Genomic DNA, 20,843 nt, shown 5'->3' with positions numbered 1-20,843 from the left:
GACGTGTATAGGAGGCCAACCACGTGTCCCACCTGTTGCTGCTGACCAAGAGCTCGCAGTCCTCGGTCGAGGTCCTGCCCTCACTCGCGCTGCTCCCCCACCACGTCAAGATCCTGCCCGCGGAGGCCAGCGCCCTCATCGACGCGCCCCCGTGCGACGCCGTCCTGGTCGACGGCCGCCACGACCTGGCGCAGGTCCGCAGCCTCACCCGCGTGATCCGCACGACCGGCATCGAGTGCCCGCTCGTCCTCATCCTCACCGAGGGCGGACTCACCGTCGCCGCCGCCGACTGGGGCATGGACGACGTCATCCTCACCACCGCCGGCCCGGCCGAGCTGGAGGCCCGCCTGCGCCTGGCCATGGGCCGCGTCGCCGCCGACGGCGACAAGTCCGAGGACGACAGCCACATCATCAGTGCCAGCGGCCTCGTCGTCGACGACGTCACGTACACCGCCAAGCTCGACGGCCGGGTCCTGGACCTGACGTTCAAGGAGTTCGAGCTCCTCAAGTTCCTGGCCCAGCACCCGGGCCGCGTGTTCACCCGTCAGCAGCTGCTGCAGGAGGTGTGGGGCTACGACTACTTCGGCGGCACCCGCACCGTCGACGTCCACGTCCGCCGCCTGCGCGCCAAGCTGGGCCCCGAGAACGAGACGCTCATCGGCACCGTCCGCAACGTGGGCTACCGGTTCGTCTCACGCCGCGAGTCCGGCGAGGTCGCGGCCGAGCGCGCCGCCGAGCGCCAGGAGTCCGCGCGCCGTCAGGTCGCGGGCCGCGCCTGATCCGCGCCCCCGGCGAGTGAGCGTGGCTCAGCCCAGCGTGGGGATGAGCTCGTCGAGGTACTCCACCGTGTCCGGCCAGCCCTCGACCGCGTGGCACGGGACGCCGAGCGCCAGCACCGGGTAGTCGTTGCCCTCGGGGTCGAGCCGGTCGCCGACGAACAGCATGTCGTCGAGGCTGATGCCGGTGGCGTCCGCCAGTTGCTTCATCCCGTAGGCCTTGTCGATCCCGCGGTGGGTGATGTCGACCGAGGTGGAGCCGCCCGAGCGCACCTCGAGATCGGGCAGCACGGCGGCGACGGCGTCGCGCAGCGCGCCCTTCTTCCTCCCGTCGGGGTCCCACGCCATCTTCGCCTCGATCGGCGCCCTTTGGCCGAGCGCGGAGAAGGTGATCTGCGAGCCGCGGTCCTCCAGGATGTCGCCCCAGGTCTGCGACTCCCACAGGCCGAGGCGCTTCGCCTCCTGCTCGACCGCGGCGAGCGCGCGATCGCGCTCGTCCTCGGTCAGGGCGTGCGCGTAGACCGTGACGATCTCGTCGCCGCGCAGCCGGTAGTACTGGGTGCCGCACGTGGGCAGCAGGTGGATCCGCTCCAGGACCTCGGCCGGAGCGGGCGGCAGCTGCTCCACGACCTGCTTGCGGAACTGCTCCAGCTGGCCACCGGAGATGATCGCGACCTCGACGCGTTCGGCGAGCCGGACGAGCTGGTCGCCGATGGCCTCGGGGATCGCGCACTTCGACGGGGCGAGCGTGTCGTCGAGATCGAAGGCGACGAGTCGGGGTCCGGACACGCGAGGGAGTCTACTGTTGAGTACATGCGCCGTCTGCACAACATGACCCAGGCGTACGACTGGGGCTCCACGAGTGACATTCCTCGATTCCTGGGGCGCACGGGATCGGGGGAACCGGTCGCCGAGATGTGGCTGGGCACCCATCCCCTGGCCCCCTCGCAGGTCGAGACGCCCGAGGGCCTGCGCCCGCTGTCCGACGTGGCCGGCGAGATCCCCTTCATGCTGAAGATCCTCGCGGCCGAGCAGCCGCTGTCGATCCAGGTGCACCCCGGCCAGGCCGAGGCCAGGGAGGGATTCGCGCGCGAGGAGGCGGCCGGCGTGCCGCTGGACTCGCCGCAGCGCGTGTTCAAGGACCCGAACCACAAGCCCGAGATGGTCTACGCGCTCAGCACCTTCGACACCCTCGTGGGCTTCCGCCCCACCGCCGAGATCCTGCGCGTCTTCTCCCAGCTCGACACCCCCACGATCAACGCCGCGTCCGCCACCCTGCGCGCGAAGACGGGCTTCAAGGGCATCGTCCGCGTCCTGGAGAACCTGCTGATCGCGCCCCCGCCGCCGGCCGAGATCGCCCAGGTCGTCATCCAGTGCAAGGCGCTCGTGCACGACGGCGTCGACATCAAGCGCGCCTACAGCACCGCGGCGATGATCGCCCGGCACCATCCCGACGACGTGGGCATCGTGGTCTCGCTGCTGCTCAACCGCTTCACGCTCCAGCCGGGCGAGGCGATGTTCCTGGGCACGGGCGTCATCCACGCGCACCTGTCGGGCCTGTGCCTGGAGGCCATGGTCAACTCCGACAACGTCATGCGCGCCGGACTCACCCGCAAGGCGCTCGACCCCGAGGGGCTCATCCGCTGCCTCGAGGCCGGCATGGCCCGCGTCGCTCGGGTCGAGCCGGGGTACCCCTCGTTCTCCACGGAGGTCTACCACCCGGAGGTCGAGGAGTTCGCGCTCGCGGTCACCCAGGTGTCCCCCGCCGACCCCGACGGCGTCTCGATCATCGCCGCCGCGCACTCGATCGTCATGTGCATCGGCGGTGCCGTGCAGCTGCTGAACTCGCGCGGCGAGAAGGTCCCGCTGAGCCGCGGCGAGACGGTCTACACCGACGCCGAGGACGGCGACCTCACCCTCGTGGGCACGGGCGAGATCGCCCAGATCTACCTGCCCGGTCCCGGCACGCCCGACTCCGAGCTCAAGGACCTGGTGGGCCACCGGCCCGTGCGCGCGATCCCCTGAGGATCAGAGCAGGTCGGCGCGGTCGAGCCCGGGCAGCTGCGCCACGATCTCCTTGACCCGCTGCGACTGGGCGAGGTCGAGCACCAGCACGGCGTCGTCGGTCTGCACGACGGCCACGTTGCGCAGGCCGAGCACGGCGATCTGCACGCCCTCCTGCCCGCGGGCCACGCCGTCGGCGTCCACCCAGAGCACGTCGGGGGACGAGCCGAGCGGCGCGATCGAGGCGAAGTCGCCTAGGTCGTCCCACCCGAAGGTGGCCGGGACGACCGCCATGCCACCCTCCGCGGCCACCGGCTCGGCGACGGCGTGGTCGATGGCGATCTTCTCCAGCGTCGGCCAGGTGCGACCGAGCTCGGCCACGAAGGCCGGGGTGCCCCACGCGGCCGCGACCGCCCGGAGGCCGGCGGCGAGCTCGGGCCGGAAGCGCGCGAGCGAGTCGAGCAGGACCGACGCGCGGGCCACGAACATCCCGGCGTTCCACACGTGGTCGCCCGAGGCCAGGTAGCCGCGCGCGGTCGCCTCGTCGGGCTTCTCCACGAAGCTGCGCACCGCCCGGGCCGATCCGAACCCCTCGAGCGGGTCGCCCGACGCGATGTAGCCGAACGCGGTGGACGGCTCGGTGGGCTCGATCCCGATCGTGACGATGTGACCCTGCTCGGCCACGGCGATCGCCTCGCGCACGGCGTCGGGGAAGCGGTCGGGGTCGGGGATGCGGTGGTCGGCGGCGAACGAGCCCACGACGGCGTCGGGGTCGGCGCGCTCGATGATCGCGGCGGCGAGGCCGATCGCCGGCATCGACTCGCGCGGCGACGGCTCGAGCAGCAGGTTCACCAGCTCGGGCAGCTGCGCGGCGATCGCGCTGCCGTGCGCGGCGCCGGAGACCACGTGGATGTGCTCGACTGACGCGAGCGGCAGCATCCGGTCCCAGGTCTGCTGGATCAGCGTGCGGCCGGTGCCCTCGAGATCGAGCAGGAACTTCGGCCGGGCCTTCCGCGACAGCGGCCACAGGCGGGTTCCGGCGCCGCCGGCCGGGATGATGGCGTGGAACGTGGACACGGCGGTCACTGTAGTGGTCCACGAGGGACGGCGTAACGGGTCGACAGCGCGCGGGCCAGCCATACTGGGTGCCGTGTCCCGCCTCACCGCCCGTGAACTGATCGACCTCGTCCTCGACCCCGGATCCTGGGAGTCGTGGGACGAGCCGGTCGACCACACCGTGCACCCCGAGCCCTACCGCACCGACCTGCTGGCCGCGGCCGAGCGCGCGGGCACCGACGAGTCGATCATCACCGGTCGCGCCCTCATGCGAGGCCGGCCGGTGGCCGTCCTGGTGAACGAGTTCAAGTTCCTCGCCGGATCGATCGGGCAGGTGGCGGCCGAGCGCATCGTGCGCGCCGTGCGACGCGCCACCGCCGAGGGGATCCCCGTGCTGGCAACCACGGCCTCGGGCGGCACGCGCATGCAGGAGGGCACGCCCGCGTTCGTCCGCATGGTCGACATCTCCCGCGCGCTGATGGACCACAAGGCGGCCGGCCTGCCCTACCTCATCTACCTGCGCCACCCCACCACCGGCGGCGTCTTCGCCTCGTGGGGCTCGCTCGGCCACATCACGATCGCCGAGCCCGGGGCCCTCATCGGCTTCCTCGGCCCGAAGGTCTACGAGCTGCTCAACGGCGCCCCCTTCCCGCCCGGCATCCAGACCTCGGACAACCTCGCGAACCGCGGGATCATCGACGCCGTCGTGATGCCCGAGGAGCTGCCGTTCATGGTGGACACGGCCCTGTCGATCCTCATCGACCCGCCGAGGGAGTCCACCCGGGCCCGGCGTCCGGGCGCGACGGAGCGCCGCCACGAGACGTGGGACTCGGTGCTGCTCACTCGCACCCCCGACCGCCCCGGCGTCCGTGAGGTGCTGCGCTGGGGCTGCGACGAGATCATCCGCCTGCAGGGCACCGAGCGCGGCGAGCGCGACGCCGCGATGATCGTCGCGCTGGCCCGGATCGACGGCGAGCCCTGCGTCGTGATCGGCCAGGACCGCACGACCCAGAGCCGGATCAAGCCGATGGGCCCCGCGGCCCTGCGTGAGGCGCGGCGCGGCATGAAGCTCGCGAACGAGCTCGGCCTGCCGCTCGTGTCGTTCATCGACACCCCGGGGGCCGAGCTGTCCCCCGATGCCGAGCAGGGTGCCATCGCGGGCGAGATCGCCCGCTGCATCAGCTCGATGTCGACGATGCGCGTCCCCTCCGTCTCGGTGCTGCTGGGCCAGGGCTGCGGCGGCGGCGCGCTGGCGCTGCTGCCGGCCTCGCGCACGATCGCGGCCGAGAACTCGTGGCTGTCGCCGCTGCCGCCCGAGGGTGCGAGCGCCATCGTGTTCGGCGACGTCGACCACGCCGCCCAGCTGTCCGCCGAGCAGCGCATCAGCGCCTTCGACCTCCACGAGTCCGGCGCGGTGCACCACCTCGTGCCCGAGCCGGACGACGACGACCCCGAGTCCTTCGCCCGGGCGATGGCGGCCGAGGTGGCCCATCACCTGCGTGAGCTGAGGGGGCAGGCATGACGCTCCTCGACCTGGCCGAGGCCGCCCTCGAGGCCGACGGCGTCGCCCCCTTCAACGAGGCCACCACGATCGCGCTGCGCGATGGCACTGCCCTGCGCCTGGATCGGTACGACGAAGTCGTGGGTGCCGTCGCGGTCGGCGACGCCCCCGTCGAGTTCGTCGTCCACCCGCGCTACCGCCGCCAGGGCCGCGGCCGCGCGCTCGTCGACGACCTGGTCGCCCGCGGCGAGACCCGGTTCTGGGCCCATGGTGACCTGCCGGGCGCCCAGGCCCTCGCCGCGGCGGCCGGGCTGCACGCCGTGCGCACGCTGCTCGTTCTGACCACCTCCGACCGCGAGGTCGAGGAGCCGCGCCTGCCCGCGGGTCTCTCGATCCGGCCCTTCGAGGAGGCCGACGCCGACGCCGTCGTCGCGGTGAACGCCCGCGCGTTCGCGCACCACCCGGAGCAGGGGGCGATGGACCGCGTCGACTTCGACCGGCGCCGCGCCCAGGCGTGGTTCGACCCCACCGGCCTGTTCGTCGCCGAGCGCGACGGCGCGGTGGTCGGATTCCACTGGACCAAGGTCGAGGACGGCGTCGGCGAGGTCTACGTGGTGGGCGTCGATCCGTCCGCCCACGGCGGCGGGCTGGGCACCGCCCTCACGGCCGTCGGGCTGCGCCACCTGTGGTCGCAGGACGTGGCGGCGATCGACCTGTACGTCGAGGGGGACAACGACCCGGCGCTGGCGGTGTACCGGCGCCTCGGGTTCACCGAGAAGGCCCGCGACGCCCTCTACGCCACGCAGGACTGAGTCAGACCAGGCCGCGCTGCAGCTCGGCGGCGATCCTGCGCACGGCGGCCGGCGCGGCGGTACCGAACCCGACCATGGTCGCGAAGCCGTGGATCAGCCCTTCCTCACGCTGGGCGGTCACTGGGACCCCGGCCTCGCGCAGCGCCTCGGCGTAGGCCTCGCCCTCGTCGCGCAGCGGGTCGAAGGCCGCGGTGACGACGTGCGCGGGCGGCAGCTCGTGCAGGTCGCCCCGGATCGGGGAGATCCGTGGGTCCGAGCGGTCCTCGCCGCGGGCGAGGTACGCACCGGAGAACTCGTCCATGAGGTCCTCGGTGAGGAAGTACCCGTGGCCGAACTCGCGCCGGCTGCGCGTGATCGTGGTGAAGTCCGTGACCGGGTAGACCAGCAGCTGGAAGCGCGGCACCGGCCCGCCGGAGCGGACCATCTCCTGGGCCACGACGGTGGCCAGGTTGCCCCCGGCGCTGTCACCGCCGACCGCGATCCGGTCGGGGTCGAGCGCCAGGCCCGACGCGTTCTCGCAGACCCAGCTCCACGCCGCGAGGCAGTCGTCCACGGCTGCGGGGAACGGGTGCTCGGGAGCGAGCCGGTAGTCCACCGCGACGACGCGCACCATCGCCTGCTCCGCCAGGTAGCGGCACACCGCGTCGTGGCTGTCCAGGTCGCCGAGGGTGAACCCGCCGCCGTGGAACCACACCAGCGCGGGCGAGGGCCCACGCAGGTCCCGCGGCGTGTAGAACCGGAGCCGGAGCGGGCCCGCCGGACCGGCGATCTGGCGCTCGGTGACGGCGCCGATGGGCTGGGCGCCGCCGAGCAGCCGATCGGCGCGGACCAGGTCGCGTCGCTGACGGCTGATCGGGGTGGCGGCGGGGTCGGGATTCTCGAGTCGCAGGAGCGCCAGCAGGGCCTGCATGTCGGGGTGCAGCACCTGGTCGCCGTGCCGGACCGGCCGTCCGAAGGCGACCCGCTTCAGCGGCCTGGGAGCCGCGCCGACGGCGGCGACAGCGGCCCTTCGGGCCCGTCCTGAGACGCTCATGGGGGCGAACGTAGCAGCCCCATCCGTCACGTCAGTCACGCCGATCCGACCATTGACGCGCTTTTTCTTGGGACATGGCGCATCATGAAGGGGACGACACCACGTCTCGTAGGCGACGAGAGGACAAGTCGATGGGCACTGCCAAAGCACTCAAGGTCGACCAGAAGGACCCGCAGCCCAGCCTGGCCGCGCCCTCGGGCGAGACTCCGGTGGCCCGCCCCGGCTTCCGCCGCTCCATGCTCTTCCTCGTCCTGCTGTCGGTCCCGCTGTGGGCCGCGATCGCCGGCGGCGCCTACCTCATGGTCCAGGCGCTCGGCTGAGTTCACCGTCCCGTCACCTTCCCGTGTCATCGTGAGCCCATGGAGACCACCGACCTGACGGTCCCCGAGCCGCTCGCGTCCTCCCCTGACGAGTTCGACGTCGATCCGCCCTACGACGCGCACGACGGCGGGCTGCCCGACGACCGCTTCCTCGACCGCGAGCTGTCGTGGATCGCGTTCAACGCACGCGTGCTGGAGCTGGCCGAGCTCGACTCCCTCCCGCTGCTGGAGCGCACGCGCTTCCTGGCGATCTTCGGCAGCAACCTCGACGAGTTCTTCATGGTCCGGATCGCCGGCCTCAAGCGACGCATCGCCGCCGGCGTGGCCGTCCCCTCCGCGAGCGGGCTGAACCCCCGCGACGTCCTGTCGTCCAGCCTCCAGGCCAGCCGGGTGCTGATGGAGCGCCAGGCGCGCCTGCTGCACGACTCGATCATGCCGGCGCTCGCCGAGGAGCAGATCCACCTGCTGCGCTGGCACGAGCTCACCGACGAGGAGCGCGCCCGGATCACGGAGTTCTACCACCACCGTGTCTTCCCGGTGCTGACGCCGCTGGCGGTCGACCCGGCCCACCCGTTCCCCTACATCTCGGGCCTGTCGCTCAACATCGCGCTCGTGATGCGCAACCCCCGCACCGGCAAGGAGCACTTCGCGAGGGTCAAGGTCCCCCCGGTGATCCAGCGGTGGACCAAGGCCTCCGACGGCCGCTACGTCGCCCTCGAGGACGTCATCGCCGCCAACCTCGACAGCCTGTTCCCGGGCATGGAGATCATCGACCACCACACGTTCCGCGTCACGCGCAACGAGGACCTGGAGGTCGAGGAGGACGACGCGGAGAACCTGCTGAAGGCGCTCGAGAAGGAGCTGCTGCGCCGTCGCTTCGGCCCGCCGGTGCGGCTCGAGGTCGACGAGAACATGTCCGACGCCGTCCTGGAGCTGCTCGTCAGCGAGCTGGGCGTCTCGGACGAGGAGGTCTTCCGTCTGAGCGGCCCGCTCGACCTGCGCAGCCTCAACGAGATCGCCGACAACGACCGTCCCGACCTGAAGTTCCCGCCGTTCGTGCCGGGCACGCACGAGCACCTCGCCGAGGTGGAGACCTCGAGCCCGGCCGACATGTTCAGCGCGCTGCGCAAGCGCGACGTGCTGGTGCACCACCCCTACGACTCGTTCGCCACGAGCGTGCAGCGGTTCATCGAGCAGGCCGCCGCCGACCCGCACGTGCTGGCGATCAAGCAGACGCTCTACCGCACCTCGGGCGACTCCCCGATCATCGACTCGCTGGTCGACGCCGCCCGCTCGGGCAAGCAGGTGCTGGTGCTCGTGGAGATCAAGGCGCGGTTCGACGAGCAGGCCAACATCCGCTGGGCCCGCAAGCTGGAGCGCGCCGGCTGCCACGTCGTCTACGGGCTCGTCGGCCTCAAGACGCACTGCAAGCTCGCCCTGGTGATCCGCGACGAGCCCGACGGGCTGCGCCGCTACGCCCACATCGGCACCGGCAATTACAACCCCAAGACCGCCCGCCACTACGAGGACTTCGGCCTGCTGACCTCGAACCGCGAGATCACCCACGACCTCACCGAGCTGTTCAACAGCCTCTCCGGCTTCGCGATGACCAGCGACTACGACTCCCTGCTCGTCGCCCCGCGCGAGCTGCGGTCGGGCCTGGTCGACCGCATCGACCGCGAGATCCGGCGGCACCGCGAGGGCAAGCCCGCGCACATCGCGTTCAAGCTCAACTCCCTCGTCGACGAGGCGATCATCGACAAGCTCTACGAGGCGTCCCGCGCCGGCGTCGGCGTCGATCTCATCATCCGCGGGATCTGCGCCCTGCGCCCCGGCGTGCCGGGCCTGTCCGAGCGCATCCGCGTGCGCAGCGTCCTGGGGCGCTTCCTGGAGCACAGCCGCGTGTTCGTCTTCGGCGTGGGCGACGACCGCGAGGTGTGGATCGGCTCGTCCGACCTCATGCACCGCAACCTCGACCGCCGCGTCGAGGTGCTCGTGCGGGTGCCGTCGCAGGCCCACGTCGACCAGCTGGCCGGCCTGCTGGAGACGATGGTGTCGGACGAGACCCTCGCGTGGCACCTCGGCCCGGACGGGGCATGGACCCGCGTCGTCGGCGCGAACGTCCAGGAGCTCCTCATCGAGCGGGCACGCTCTCGCCGGTCACGGGCCTGAGAGCGCACACTGTCACCATGGCGAGCAAGGTCATCCCCGCCGCGGGCGGCATCGTCTGGCGCAAGGCCGGTCCGAGCGGGTCCGGCGGCATCGAGGTGCTGCTCGTGCACCGGCCGGGATACGACGACTGGACCTTCCCCAAGGGCAAGGCCGACCCGGAGGAGCCGCTGCCCGTCACGGCCGTCCGCGAGATCCTCGAGGAGACCGGCTACCGCGTCCGGCTGATCCATCCCCTGCCTGAGGTGACCTACCGCGTCCGCGGCGGCCTCAAGCAGGTCGCCTACTGGGTCGCCCGCCCGCTGGACGACCAGAGCGACTTCCGCCCCAACCGCGAGGTCGACGACGTGAGGTGGTTCGCGCCCCGCGCGGCCCGCAAGAAGCTCACCTACGAGCACGACCGCCGGCTGCTGGAGTCCTTCGAGGACCTCGTGGCGAGGAAGTCGCACAAGGCGCGCACGCTCGTGGTCCTGCGCCACGCCAAGGCGGTCCCCCGCGACGCGTTCGACGGTGGCGACCGCGACCGCCCCCTCGCCGCGGCAGGTCACGACCGCGCGAAGGAGCTCGTGCCGCTGCTCAGTGCCTTCGGCGTGCGGCGCATCGTCAGCAGCCCGGCCACCCGCACGGTGCAGACGGTGGACCCCTACGTCGCCGCCACCGACGAGCTGCTCGAGCTCGACGACCGACTCGTGGAGGGCGCGTCCCCGGCCAAGGTCGAGCGGGCCGTCGAGGCCCTGCTGGGCACCAAGCGGCCCACCGTGGCCTGCACGCACCGGCCCACGCTGCGCGACGTCTACGCCGCGCTCGGCGTCAGCGGACCCGTGCTCGCCCCCGGCCACGCCCTGGTGATCCACCACCGCAAGGGCAAGGTGCTGGCCTCCGAGCTGGTCTGATTCCCCGGATTCCCGGCATCGATCTCCCAGCCTTCCGCCAGGGTTCACCTTCCGTTCACCCTCGTCGCGGGTTCCCTACACCTGCGGTTCCTAGCGTGGCGGTGTTCGAGGCAGTCGCCTCACACACGCTCCAGAGAGGGAACACACGTGAACCGCAAGTCCATGCGCACCCTGGCCGCCACCGCGGCGGGTTCCGCGCTGCTGTTCGGCCTGTCGGCCTGTGGTGCCGCCAACGAGTCCGCCAACGCGGACGATTCCTCCGACAGCTCGCTCAGCGGCACGCTCAACGGCGCCGGCGCCAGCTCGCAGCAGTCGGCAGTCGACGCCTGGAAGCAGGGCTTCCAGACCGCCAACGCCGATGTCACGGTCAACTACGACGCCATCGGCTCCGGCGGCGGTCGTGAGCAGTTCATCGCCGGTGGCGTCTCGTTCGCCGGCTCCGACGCCTACCTCGACGACGCGGAGGTCACCTCCGCGAAGGAGCGCTGCGGCTCCGACGTCGTGACCGTGCCGGTCTACGTCAGCCCCGTCGCCGTCGTCTACAACCTCGACGGTGTCGACGGCCTCCAGCTCTCGCCGGAGACCATCGGCGCGATCTTCGCCGGCGACGTCACGAAGTGGAACGACGACGCGATCGCCGAGGACAACCCGGACGCCGAGCTGCCCGACTCCACGATCACGCCCGTCCACCGCGGCGACGCCTCGGGCACCACCGAGAACTTCACCGCCTACCTCGACGCCGCCTCGGGTGGCTCGTGGACGCACGGTGAGGTCGAGGAGTGGCCGGTCAAGGGTGGCGAGGCTGCCCAGCAGACCTCCGGCGTGATCCAGGCCGTCTCCGGCGGCCAGGGCACGATCGGCTACGCCGACGCCAGCCAGGCCGGCGAGCTGAGCACCGTCGCAGTCAAGGTCGGCGAGGAGTTCGTCGCGCCGACCCCCGAGGCCGCCGCCAAGGTCCTCGACGCCGCCACGCAGGTGGAGGGTCGCGCCGAGACCGACCTGGCCCTGGAGATCGACCGCAAGACCGAGGCCGCGGGTGTCTACCCGATCGTCCTGGTCTCGTACCAGATCGCCTGCCAGAAGTACGAGGACGCCGCCGAGGCCGAGCTCGTCAAGGAGTGGCTGACCTACGTCGCCGGCAGCGAGGGCCAGGACGCCTCCGCCGAGGCCGCCGGCTCCGCGCCCCTGTCGGAGGACTTCTCCGCCAAGGCGCAGGCCGCGATCGACACCATCAGCTGATGCCTTCGGTCCGGGCGAGGGGGCTGACCCCTCGCCCGGGTCATGGGCACCAGACGAACTCCATCAAGGACACCATGTGAGCACCTCCACCGAACCGCGCACGGCGACCCGCCCGGGAGATCGCGTCTTCCGCGGCATCTCGCTGGGCGCGGCCGTCGTCATCCTGGCGACGCTCGCCGGCGTCGGCATCTTCCTGACCGCCGAGGGGATCCCCGGCATCACCGCGTCGCCCGACGAGGTCAAGAGCGGCGAGTCGTTCCTGCAGTACGTCGGTCCGCTGGTCTTCGGCACGCTGTGGGCCGCGTTCATCGCGCTGCTGATCGCCACGCCGGTCGCCATCGGCGTCGCGCTGTTCATCTCGCACTACGCGCCGCGCCGCCTGGCGCAGCCGATCGGCTACCTCATCGACCTGCTCGCCGCCGTGCCGAGCGTCGTCTACGGCACGTGGGGGATCATCACGCTCTCGTCGGCGATCCAGCCGCTGTACGTGTGGCTCGAGGAGAACCTCGGCTTCATCCCGCTGTTCGCCGGGCCGGCCTCGGCCACCGGGCGCACGCTGCTGACCGCCGCCCTCGTGCTCGCGATCATGGTGCTGCCGATCATGACCGCGATCTGCCGCGAGATCTTCCTGCAGACGCCGCGCCTGCACGAGGAGGCCGCCCTGGCGCTCGGCGCCACCCGCTGGGAGATGACGAAGATGGCCGTCTTCCCGTACGCCCGCTCCGGCATGGTGTCGGCGGCGATGCTCGCCCTGGGCCGGGCCCTGGGCGAGACCATGGCCGTCGCCATGGTGCTGAGCGCCTCGGGCGTCGTCAGCTTCAACGTCATCAGCTCGAGCAACCCCAACACGATCGCGGCGAACATCGCGCAGTCGTTCCCCGAGGCCAGCGGCCTGAACGTGAACGTGCTGATCGCCACCGGACTGGTGCTGTTCGTCATCACCTTCGCCGTGAACTTCGCCGCCCGCGCCATCGTCGAGCGCAACAAGGAATTCTCCGGAGCGAACTGACATGACCACGACTCTCTCCCCCGCCCCGCCGTCCGGCGACCTCGCCGACTCGCTGCGCACGCACGCGCTGCCGACCGCGGCACCCCGGGTGATTCACGCTGCCGCGCTCCTGCTGGTCCTCGCGGGCATCTTCGGCCTCGTGGACCTGCGCCTGGCCTTCGTCGGCTACGCCCTCGCGTGGATCGTCCCGATCTGGTCGTGGCTCGTCGAGGGCCGCCGCAAGGCCACCGACCGGCTCGTGACCCTGCTGGTCACCTCCGCGTTCGGGCTGGCGCTGATCCCGCTCGGCAGCATCATGTGGAGCGTTCTCGAGCGTGGCCTGCCCGTCCTGAGCAGCGAGTTCTTCACCTACTCGATGCGCAACGTCGTGGGCGAGGGCGGCGGCATCTACCACGCGATCGTCGGCACCCTGCTGATCACGGCGGCCGCCACCGTCATCTCGGTCCCGATCGGCCTGTTCACCGCGATCTACCTGATCGAGTACGGCGAGGACGGCCGGCTCTCGAGCTCGATCCGGTTCCTGGTGGACGTCATGACCGGCATCCCCTCGATCGTCGCCGGCCTGTTCGCCTACGCGCTGTTCGTGGTGTTCTTCGGCGACGGCGTCCGGATGGGCATCGGCGGCGCCGTGGCGCTCTCGGTGCTGATGGTCCCGGTCGTGGTGCGCTCCTGCGAGGAGATGCTCAAGCTCGTCCCGAACGAGCTGCGCGAGGCCTCCTACGCGCTCGGGGTGCCGAAGTGGCGCACCATCGTGAAGGTCGTGCTGCCCACCGCGCTGGCCGGCATCGTCACCGGCATCACCCTGGCGATCGCCCGCGTCATCGGCGAGACCGCTCCCCTGCTGGTGATCGCCGGAGCCACCGACTCGGTGAACTTCAACCTGTTCGACGGCCGCATGGCGACCCTGCCGGTCTTCACCTACTCCTCCATCATGCAGCCCGGCGTCCCGCCGGAGCCGAGCATCGAGCGGGCCTGGGGCGCGGCACTCGTGCTGCTGCTCATCGTGATGCTGCTGAACCTCGTCGCCCGCCTCGTCTCCCACTTCTTCTCGCCCCAGGGCGAGCGCTGACCTCCCGGAAGGAAACCCCCATGGCCAAGAGCATCGACGTCTCGGACCTGAACATCTACTACGGCGACTTCCTCGCCGTCGAAGGCGTGAACATCGCCGTCCCCGCCCGCGCCGTGACGGCCTTCATCGGCCCGTCGGGCTGCGGCAAGTCCACGTTCCTGCGGTCGCTGAACCGCATGCACGAGGTGATCCGCGGCGCCCGCGTCGAGGGCAAGGTGCTGGTCGACGGCCAGGATCTCTACGCCTCCGACATGGACCCGGTGAACGTTCGCCGCAAGATCGGCATGGTCTTCCAGCGCCCCAACCCGTTCCCGACGATGTCGATCGCCGAGAACGTCCTCGCGGGCCAGCGCCTCAACAGCAAGCGCATGAAGAAGTCCGAGGCCGACGACGTGGTGGAGCGCTCGCTGCGCCGCGCTGGCCTGTGGGCCGAGGTCAAGGACCGCCTCGAGCGTCCCGGCTCGAGCCTGTCCGGCGGGCAGCAGCAGCGTCTGTGCATCGCGCGCGCCGTGGCCGTGGAGCCCGAGGTGCTGCTGATGGACGAGCCGTGCTCGGCGCTCGACCCGATCTCGACGAGCGTCATCGAGGACCTGATCCACGAGCTCAAGAACGACTACACGATCGTGATCGTCACCCACAACATGCAGCAGGCCGCGCGCGTCTCGGACCAGACGGCGTTCTTCAACCTCGCCGGCGTGGGTCAGCCCGGACGCCTCGTGGAGCTCGGTCCCACCGAGAAGATGTTCGCCAACCCCGAGGACCCGGCCACCGAGGCCTACATCCAGGGCCGGTTCGGGTGAGCCCGAGCTCGCTCTGCGAGCGAGGTGCGAACCCAGGTCGAGCAGGGAGGCCGCTCAGCGGCCGACCGTATCGAGACCCGGTCGGCGGACGGGCCGCCCCAGCCACGGGATCTCCTCAGCCACCTGATCTCGGTACACCGTCTCGCAAGCTCGCCGGCACTCGATCACCGGCCGTGACCACTCAGGGCAGGAACGGGCGGGCGACGAAGTAGAAGGCCGCGGCGACGGCGGCGGCCGCCGGCATCGTGATGATCCACGCGATGACGATGCCCTTCGCGACACCCCAGCGCACGGCGCTGAAGCGCTTCGTGGCGCCGGCGCCCATGATCGCCGAGGTGATCGTGTGGGTGGTCGAGACCGGCGCGTGCAGGCCGATCGCCATGACGTAGAGGACGCTGGCCGCGGTGGCCTCGGCGGCGAAGCCCTTCGGCGGATCGAGCTCGATGATGCGGCGCCCGAGGGTGCGCATGATCCGGAAGCCGCCGGAGTACGTGCCAGCCGCGATCGCGCTGGCGGAGGCGACGATGACCCACAGAGGGACGTCGTCGGTGGTGTGCAGGCCGCCGGCCGTGAGCGCCAAGACGATGATGCCCATCGTCTTCTGCGCGTCCTGCAGGCCGTGGCCCAGCGCCATAGCGGCCGCCGAGACGGTCTGCGACGCACGGAAGCCGCGCTGCACGCGGGCCGGCTTGGCGCGGCGGAAGATCCACATGATGGCAGTCATCAACCCGAACGCGAGGAAGAAGCCCAACGCCGGGCTCAGCACCATCGGGATCGCGACCTTGTCGACGAGCGTGCTCCACTCGACCGTGGTGGCCGAGGCGATGCCGGCGCCGACGATGCCGCCGATCAGGGCGTGCGACGACGACGACGGGATGCCGAAGTACCACGTGATGAGGTTCCAGGTGATCGCGCCGACGAGGGCCGCCAGCACGATCGTCAGCGCGTGGGCCCGGTCGGCCGCACTGGATCCGGTGGCTCCGTCGATGTCGATGATGCCCTGGATGGTCTTGGCGACCTCGACGCCCAGCCACGCGCCCACGAAGTTCAGGATCGCGGCCATCGCGAGGGCGACGCGAGGCGTGAGGGCACGCGTCGACACCGAGGTGGCGATGGCGTTGGCGGCGTCGTGGAAGCCGTTCGTGTAGTCGAAGACGAGGGCGATCACGACGACCGTGACCACCATGACCATCACCAAGTCCACTCAGGACTCCTTGACGGCGATCTGCTCGACGGTGTTCGCCACCGACTCCAGCGCGTCGATGGCCGACTCGACGGCCTCGACGATGTCCTTGAGCTTCAGCACCTGCATCGCCTTGTAGTTGCCGTCGAACAGGTCGGCGAGCAGGCGGCGGTGGTTGCGGTCGCCCTCGTTCTCGAGGCGGTTGATCTCGATCCAGAAGTCGTCGAGGTCCTTCATCGTGCGCAGCCGCGGCATGGCCTCGGCGGTGAGGTTCGACGCGCGCTGCAGCACCTGCACCTGGGCGGCGAAGTCCTCGGGGAACTCGGTGATGCCGTAGAGGGCCGCGCAGTCAACGACCTCCTCCATGTAGTCCATGACGTCGTCGAGGCTGCTGGCCAGCGCGTAGATGTCCTCACGGTCGAACGGCGTGATGAACGTGCTGTTCACCAGCTTGATGATCGCGTGGGTCGTGTCGTCGGCCGCGTGCTCGGCGTCGCTCATCTGGTCGGCGAGAGCAGCCTTGTCCGCCTCGGGGTCCAGCAGCCGGGCGACGATGCCCGACCCGATGACCAGGTGGTTGGCCATCTCGGTGAAGAGGTCGTAGAACGAAGCCTCGACCGGTCGGATGCGAAAACGCACGCGGGTACTCCTCGGCATGGGGCGGGCAGACTCTGCCCATGGTAGGTGTTGGGCGAGCGCAGCCGCCAACCGAGGCCGTTCAGGCGTCGGGGGCGATGCCCAGGAGTCCGTCGATCTCCTCCTGGGAGAGTGGCTCGGCGGCTCCCGAGGCGGCGATCATCAGCCGAGAGGTCAGCTCGATCTCGGCCAGCGCGGCATCGTCGCGCAGCCGATCGTCGAGCGGCTCGCTCGTGCGTTCGCCGGGGGGTACAGGGCCACATACCGAGAGTACGCGGGTGAGGGGCCCCTCACCCAAGCCCGGAAGCGAAAACCGTCCGTTGTGACTAGACGCCGATGGCCGCTGCGGGTCTTGTCAGCCGACCCAGACCCGGGCGTTGCGGAACATCCGCAGCCACGGGCTCTCCACCGACGGGTCGGCCGAGGTCCACGACAGCTGCGCGTTGCGCTGCACGCGCTCGGCGTGCGGCATCATCGCGGTGAACCGGCCGTCGGTCGTCGTGACGGCGGTGAGGCCGTCGGGTGAGCCGTTGGGGTTCGCCGGATAGTCCGTGGCCACCTGACCGCTCACGTCCACGAAGCGCGCCGTCCGCTGCACGGTGGCCGCGTCGCCGCGCACCGAGAAGTTCGCGAAGCCCTCACCGTGGGCCACCGCGATCGGCACCTTCGAGCCGGCCATGCCGGAGAAGAAGACCGAGGGTGAGTCGAGCACCTCGACGAGGGACAGGCGCGCCTCGTACTGCTCCGAGGCGTTGCGCGTGAACCGCGGCCATGCCTCGGCGCCCGGGATGATGTCGGCCAGCGAGGCGAACATCTGGCAGCCGTTGCAGATGCCGATGCCGAACGTGTCGGGGCGGGAGAAGAACCCGGCGAACGCGTCGGTGAGCGCGGGGTTGAACAGCACCGATCGCGCCCAACCCTCCCCGGCGCCCAGCGTGTCGCCATAGGAGAACCCGCCGCAGGCCGCCAGGCCCACCACGTCGGCGAGGTCGAAGCGGCCCGACTGCAGGTCGGTCATGTGCACGTCGTACGTGTCGAAGCCGGCGCGGTCGAAGCCGAAGGCGGTCTCGACGTGGGAGTTGACGCCCTGCTCGCGCAGGATCGCCACCTTCGGCCGGCGACCCACGAGGTACGGCGCGGCGACGTCGTCGGTGGGGTCGAAGGTGGGCTCCACCGTGAGCGTCGGGACGGCGGCGCCGATCGCGGCATGCTCGGCGTCGGCGCACTCGGGGTTGTCGCGCAGGCGCGAGATCCGCCACGAGACCTCGTCCCACGTCTGGGCCAGGCCCTCGAGCGGCTCGTCGAGCCCGAGGGCGGGCACCCGGACGTGACGGACCGGCGTGGACGCTCCCACACGGTGCACAAGGTCGGCCAGGCCGTGCTGCCGCAGCAGCGCCAGGGCGTCGTCGGCCTGCTCGGCGGGCACGGCCAGGACGGTGCCGAGCTCCTCGGTGAACAGGGCGGCCAGGTCGTCGACGTCGAGGTCGACGCCCACACCCCCGGCGAACGCCATCTCGCACACCGCGGCCCACAGGCCGCCGTCGGAGCGATCGTGGTACCCCAGCAGCAGGCCGGCGTCGCGCAGCGCGTTGACGCCGTCGACCAGGGCGACGAGGCGCGCCGGGTCGTCGAGGTCGGGCACCGTGCCACCGAACTCCCCGCGCACCTGGGCCAGCATCGAGCCGCCGAGGCGGTTGCGGCCGGCACCGAGGTCGGCCAGCAGCAGCGCCGCTCCGGCGGGCAGCTCGGGAGTGGCCGTGCCGCGCACGTCGGGCAGCGACGCGAACGCCGTGACGACGAGAGACACCGGCGCGGTCACCTGCTTCTCGGTGCCGTCCTCCTCGGTCCAGCGCGTGCGCATCGACAGCGAGTCCTTGCCCACCGGGACCGAGATCCCCAGGGCCGGGCACAGCTCCATCGCGACGGCGTGCACGGTGTCGTAGAGGGCGGCGTCCTCGCCGTCCTCTCCGCACGCAGCCATCCAGTTGCACGAGAGCTTGACGCCCGGCAGGTGGATCGGCGCGGCCAGCAGGTTCGTGATCGCCTCGCCCACGGCCATCCGGCCGGAGGCCGGGCCGTCGACCGCGGCCAACGGCGTGCGCTCGCCGCTGGCCATCGCCTGACCGGCGAATCCCACGTGGTCCGAGAGCGTCACGGCGACGTCGGCCACCGGCACCTGCCACGGACCGACCATCTGGTCGCGGTGGGTGAGGCCCCCAACCGTGCGGTCGCCGATCGTGACGAGGAAGCGCTTCGAAGCCACCGAGGGGTGACGCAGGACGTCGTGGGCCACCTCGGCCACGTCGACGTCCGCGAGGTCGAGCTCGCTCGTCGACCGGGCCACGCGGGTGGCGTCGCGGGTCATCTTCGGCGGCTTGCCGAGCAGGACCTCCAGCGGCATGTCGATCGGCGTCTCGTCGGCGGGGTCGACCGGCTCGAGCACGAGCTGCGCGTCGTCACGGGCCACGCCCACGACGGCGAACGGGCAGCGCTCGCGGTCGGCCAGCGCGGCGAACCGCTCCAGCGACTCCGGCGCGATCGCCAGGACGTAGCGCTCCTGGCTCTCGTTGCACCACGCCTCCTTGGGCGCCAGGCCGCTCTCCTCGAGCGGCACCGCACCCAGCTCGAACGTGGCACCGACCCCGGCGTCGTCGACGAGCTCGGGGAACGCGTTCGAGAGTCCGCCCGCTCCCACGTCGTGGATCGACAGGATCGGGTTCTCCTCGCCGAGGGACCAGCAGTGGTTGATGACCTCCTGCGCGCGCCGTTCGATCTCGGGGTTGCCGCGCTGCACCGAGTCGAAGTCGAGCTCGGCGGCGTTGGCGCCGGCCGCCTGCGACGAGGCCGCACTGCCGCCCATGCCGATGCGCATGCCGGGACCGCCCAGCTGCACCAGCAGGCTGCCGGCGGGGAAGGGGATCTTCTCGGTCATCTCAGCGCTGATCGAGCCCAGGCCGCCCGCGCTCATGATCGGCTTGTGGTAGCCGCGCCGGACGCCGTCGACGGTCTGCTCGTAGACGCGGAAGAAGCCACCGAGGCCCGGACGCCCGAACTCGTTGTTGAACGCCGCGGCGCCGATCGGGCCCTCGGTCATGATGTCCAGCGGGCTGGCGATGTGGGCCGGGCGGCCGTACTGCTCGGTCTCCCACGGCTCGTCGGTGCCGGGCAGGTGGAGGTTCGACACGACGAAGCCCGTCAGGCCGGCCTTGGGCTGCGAGCCGCGGCCCGTGGCGCCCTCGTCGCGGATCTCGCCACCGGCGCCGGTGGCGGCGCCCGGGAAGGGCGAGATCGCCGTGGGGTGGTTGTGCGTCTCGACCTTCATCAGCACGTGCACCTCGCCGTCGCGGGGGGCGTAGCGGCTGGGGCCGTCGGCCGCCTCGGGCAGCCAGCGCGTGGCCGGGCCGCCCTCCATGATCGAGGCGTTGTCCTTGTAGGCCACGACGGTGCCGTGGCCCGCGATCGCCTCGGTGTGCCGGATCATCGCGAACAGCGACCGGTCCTGCGGCTCGCCGTCGACCACGAAGTCGGCGTTGAAGATCTTGTGGCGGCAGTGCTCGGAGTTCGCCTGGGCGAACATCATCAGCTCGACGTCGGTGGGGTTGCGGTCCAGGTCCGTAAAGGCGTTGACGAGGTAGTCGATCTCGTCCGGGGACAGCGCCAGGCCGAACTCGGTGTCGGCCGCGACGAGCGCCTCGCGGCCACCGCCGAGGACGTCGATCCGCTGCATCGGCTCGGCCTCGCGCTCGTCGAAGAGGTCGGCGGCCGCTTCACGGGAGTAGAGCGCGGCCTCGGTCATGCGGTCGTGCAGCACGTCGGCGCAGGCGGCCAGCTGCTCGGGGGTGGGCTCGGCGCCGACGAGGGTGTACTCGGTGACCCGCTCGACCCGCCGCACGTCGAGCCCGCAGTTGTGGACGATGTCGGTGGCCTTGCTCGACCACGGCGAGATCGTGCCGAGCCGGGGCCCGACCACGACGAGCGCGCCGTCGGGTCCGTCCTGGGCCGGGTCACCGTAGTCGAGGATCCGGGTCACCGTGTCGGTCGTGGCGGCATCGAGGGGTCGTTCGCTGGCGACCCAGTGCACGTGCCGCGCACGGACGTCGGTCAGCCCGGGCGCCACCTCCTGGAGGCGGGCCAGCAGGGCTCGGGAGCGGAAGGCCGAGAGGGCGTTGCCGCCCTCGACCACGGTGAGTTCGACGTCGCGCGACACGCGCCCCAGCCTAACGACCCGTCCGGCCCGGTCTTCCGGGCGGATCAGCCCTGGGACCGCACCCGGGACCGCACGGCGCCGCGGTGGGCACCTCCGCGGTCGTCGAGTGGCGCATTCCGGGGTCGCGAGTGGCGGG

At 71.3% G+C, this 20,843-nt stretch carries 18 protein-coding genes; 11 read left to right on the top strand and 7 right to left on the bottom strand.

Annotated elements, in window-relative coordinates; all coding sequences use genetic code 11:
* Positions 1-23 precede the first annotated feature (23 nt).
* Complete coding sequence (locus tag B2363_RS14335) at positions 24-779, top strand: winged helix-turn-helix transcriptional regulator (protein WP_181753144.1); 756 nt, start codon at positions 24-26, stop codon at positions 777-779.
* Between the two features lie 27 nt (positions 780-806).
* Here the strand turns inward: B2363_RS14335 and B2363_RS14330 are convergent, their stop codons facing one another.
* Positions 807-1,565 carry an HAD-IIB family hydrolase gene (locus B2363_RS14330; protein WP_286931002.1) on the bottom strand — a complete coding sequence of 253 codons (759 nt, stop codon included), beginning with the start codon at positions 1,563-1,565 and terminating at the stop codon, positions 807-809.
* Between the two features lie 24 nt (positions 1,566-1,589).
* Here B2363_RS14330 and manA point away from each other — a divergent pair, with 24 nt between their 5' ends.
* Positions 1,590-2,801, top strand: coding sequence for a mannose-6-phosphate isomerase, class I (gene manA / locus B2363_RS14325; protein WP_241732804.1), 1,212 nt, complete (start codon positions 1,590-1,592; stop codon positions 2,799-2,801).
* Positions 2,802-2,804: 3 nt separating this feature from the next.
* On the opposite strand, the gene B2363_RS14320 is transcribed toward manA, so the two are convergent.
* Positions 2,805-3,857 (bottom strand): mannose-1-phosphate guanylyltransferase, encoded by a 1,053-nt coding sequence (locus B2363_RS14320; protein WP_286931001.1) that lies wholly within the window; start codon positions 3,855-3,857, stop codon positions 2,805-2,807.
* Positions 3,858-3,930: 73 nt separating this feature from the next.
* Between B2363_RS14320 and B2363_RS14315 the strand changes: the two genes are divergently transcribed.
* Both B2363_RS14315 and mshD read left to right on the top strand, forming a co-directional pair.
* A complete protein-coding gene (locus B2363_RS14315; protein WP_286930999.1) occupies positions 3,931-5,358 on the top strand; it encodes a carboxyl transferase domain-containing protein in 1,428 nt (475 codons plus the stop codon).
* A complete protein-coding gene (gene mshD / locus B2363_RS14310; RefSeq protein ID WP_286930998.1) occupies positions 5,355-6,149 on the top strand; it encodes a mycothiol synthase in 795 nt (264 codons plus the stop codon). Before B2363_RS14315 ends, mshD begins: the two co-directional genes overlap by 4 nt.
* A gap of 1 nt (position 6,150) precedes the next feature.
* On the opposite strand, the gene B2363_RS14305 is transcribed toward mshD, so the two are convergent.
* Positions 6,151-7,182 carry an alpha/beta hydrolase gene (locus B2363_RS14305; protein ID WP_286930997.1) on the bottom strand — a complete coding sequence of 344 codons (1,032 nt, stop codon included), beginning with the start codon at positions 7,180-7,182 and terminating at the stop codon, positions 6,151-6,153.
* Between the two features lie 131 nt (positions 7,183-7,313).
* On the opposite strand from B2363_RS14305, the gene B2363_RS14300 reads away from it, so the two are divergent.
* From B2363_RS14300 to pstB, 7 genes are all read left to right on the top strand, one after another.
* Entirely contained in the window at positions 7,314-7,502 is a 189-nt protein-coding gene (locus B2363_RS14300) for a hypothetical protein (protein WP_286930995.1), read from the top strand.
* A gap of 39 nt (positions 7,503-7,541) precedes the next feature.
* Positions 7,542-9,674, top strand: a complete 2,133-nt coding sequence (locus B2363_RS14295) for an RNA degradosome polyphosphate kinase (protein ID WP_286930993.1) — start codon at positions 7,542-7,544, stop codon at positions 9,672-9,674.
* A 17-nt stretch (positions 9,675-9,691) separates the two neighbouring features.
* The gene (locus B2363_RS14290) at positions 9,692-10,564 is read left to right on the top strand and encodes an NUDIX hydrolase (RefSeq protein ID WP_286930991.1); all 873 of its coding nucleotides are present in this window, start codon (positions 9,692-9,694) and stop codon (positions 10,562-10,564) included.
* Positions 10,565-10,711: 147 nt separating this feature from the next.
* Positions 10,712-11,803 carry a phosphate ABC transporter substrate-binding protein PstS gene (pstS, locus tag B2363_RS14285; RefSeq protein WP_286930989.1) on the top strand — a complete coding sequence of 364 codons (1,092 nt, stop codon included), beginning with the start codon at positions 10,712-10,714 and terminating at the stop codon, positions 11,801-11,803.
* Between the two features lie 76 nt (positions 11,804-11,879).
* On the top strand, positions 11,880-12,812 hold the full coding sequence (gene pstC, locus B2363_RS14280; RefSeq protein ID WP_181753163.1) for a phosphate ABC transporter permease subunit PstC: 933 nt from the start codon (positions 11,880-11,882) through the stop codon (positions 12,810-12,812).
* Between the two features lies 1 nt (position 12,813).
* Positions 12,814-13,881 carry a phosphate ABC transporter permease PstA gene (gene pstA / locus B2363_RS14275; protein ID WP_181753165.1) on the top strand — a complete coding sequence of 356 codons (1,068 nt, stop codon included), beginning with the start codon at positions 12,814-12,816 and terminating at the stop codon, positions 13,879-13,881.
* Between the two features lie 20 nt (positions 13,882-13,901).
* The gene (gene pstB, locus B2363_RS14270; protein WP_078699403.1) at positions 13,902-14,681 is read left to right on the top strand and encodes a phosphate ABC transporter ATP-binding protein PstB; all 780 of its coding nucleotides are present in this window, start codon (positions 13,902-13,904) and stop codon (positions 14,679-14,681) included.
* A gap of 181 nt (positions 14,682-14,862) precedes the next feature.
* Here pstB and B2363_RS14265 read toward each other — a convergent pair whose 3' ends face one another.
* The 4 genes from B2363_RS14265 to purL all read right to left on the bottom strand — a co-directional run bounded on the left by B2363_RS14265 (position 14,863) and on the right by purL (position 20,707).
* Positions 14,863-15,885, bottom strand: coding sequence for an inorganic phosphate transporter (locus tag B2363_RS14265; protein ID WP_286930986.1), 1,023 nt, complete (start codon positions 15,883-15,885; stop codon positions 14,863-14,865).
* A complete protein-coding gene (locus tag B2363_RS14260; protein ID WP_181753167.1) occupies positions 15,886-16,503 on the bottom strand; it encodes a DUF47 domain-containing protein in 618 nt (205 codons plus the stop codon).
* Between the two features lie 79 nt (positions 16,504-16,582).
* Entirely contained in the window at positions 16,583-16,798 is a 216-nt protein-coding gene (locus B2363_RS14255; protein ID WP_286930984.1) for a hypothetical protein, read from the bottom strand.
* Positions 16,799-16,855: 57 nt separating this feature from the next.
* Entirely contained in the window at positions 16,856-20,707 is a 3,852-nt protein-coding gene (gene purL / locus B2363_RS14250; RefSeq protein WP_286930983.1) for a phosphoribosylformylglycinamidine synthase, read from the bottom strand.
* Positions 20,708-20,843 lie beyond the last annotated feature (136 nt).

Source organism: Aeromicrobium sp. UBA7512 (genome assembly GCF_002476985.1).
GTDB lineage: Bacteria > Actinomycetota > Actinomycetes > Propionibacteriales > Nocardioidaceae > Aeromicrobium > Aeromicrobium phoceense.
This window is presented reverse-complemented; position numbering and strand designations above follow the sequence as displayed.

Excerpts from the sequence above, each read along its gene's own strand:
- B2363_RS14300 (WP_286930995.1), top strand. The coding sequence starts at position 7,314 with ATGGGCACTGCCAAAGCACTCAAGGTCGACCAGAAGGACCCGCAGCCC.
- pstA (WP_181753165.1), top strand. The coding sequence starts at position 12,814 with ATGACCACGACTCTCTCCCCCGCCCCGCCGTCCGGCGACCTCGCCGAC.
- pstB (WP_078699403.1), top strand. The coding sequence starts at position 13,902 with ATGGCCAAGAGCATCGACGTCTCGGACCTGAACATCTACTACGGCGAC.
- B2363_RS14290 (WP_286930991.1), top strand. The coding sequence starts at position 9,692 with ATGGCGAGCAAGGTCATCCCCGCCGCGGGCGGCATCGTCTGGCGCAAG.
- B2363_RS14295 (WP_286930993.1), top strand. The coding sequence starts at position 7,542 with ATGGAGACCACCGACCTGACGGTCCCCGAGCCGCTCGCGTCCTCCCCT.
- mshD (WP_286930998.1), top strand. The coding sequence starts at position 5,355 with ATGACGCTCCTCGACCTGGCCGAGGCCGCCCTCGAGGCCGACGGCGTC.
- manA (WP_241732804.1), top strand. The coding sequence starts at position 1,590 with ATGCGCCGTCTGCACAACATGACCCAGGCGTACGACTGGGGCTCCACG.
- B2363_RS14305 (WP_286930997.1), bottom strand. The coding sequence starts at position 7,182 with ATGAGCGTCTCAGGACGGGCCCGAAGGGCCGCTGTCGCCGCCGTCGGC.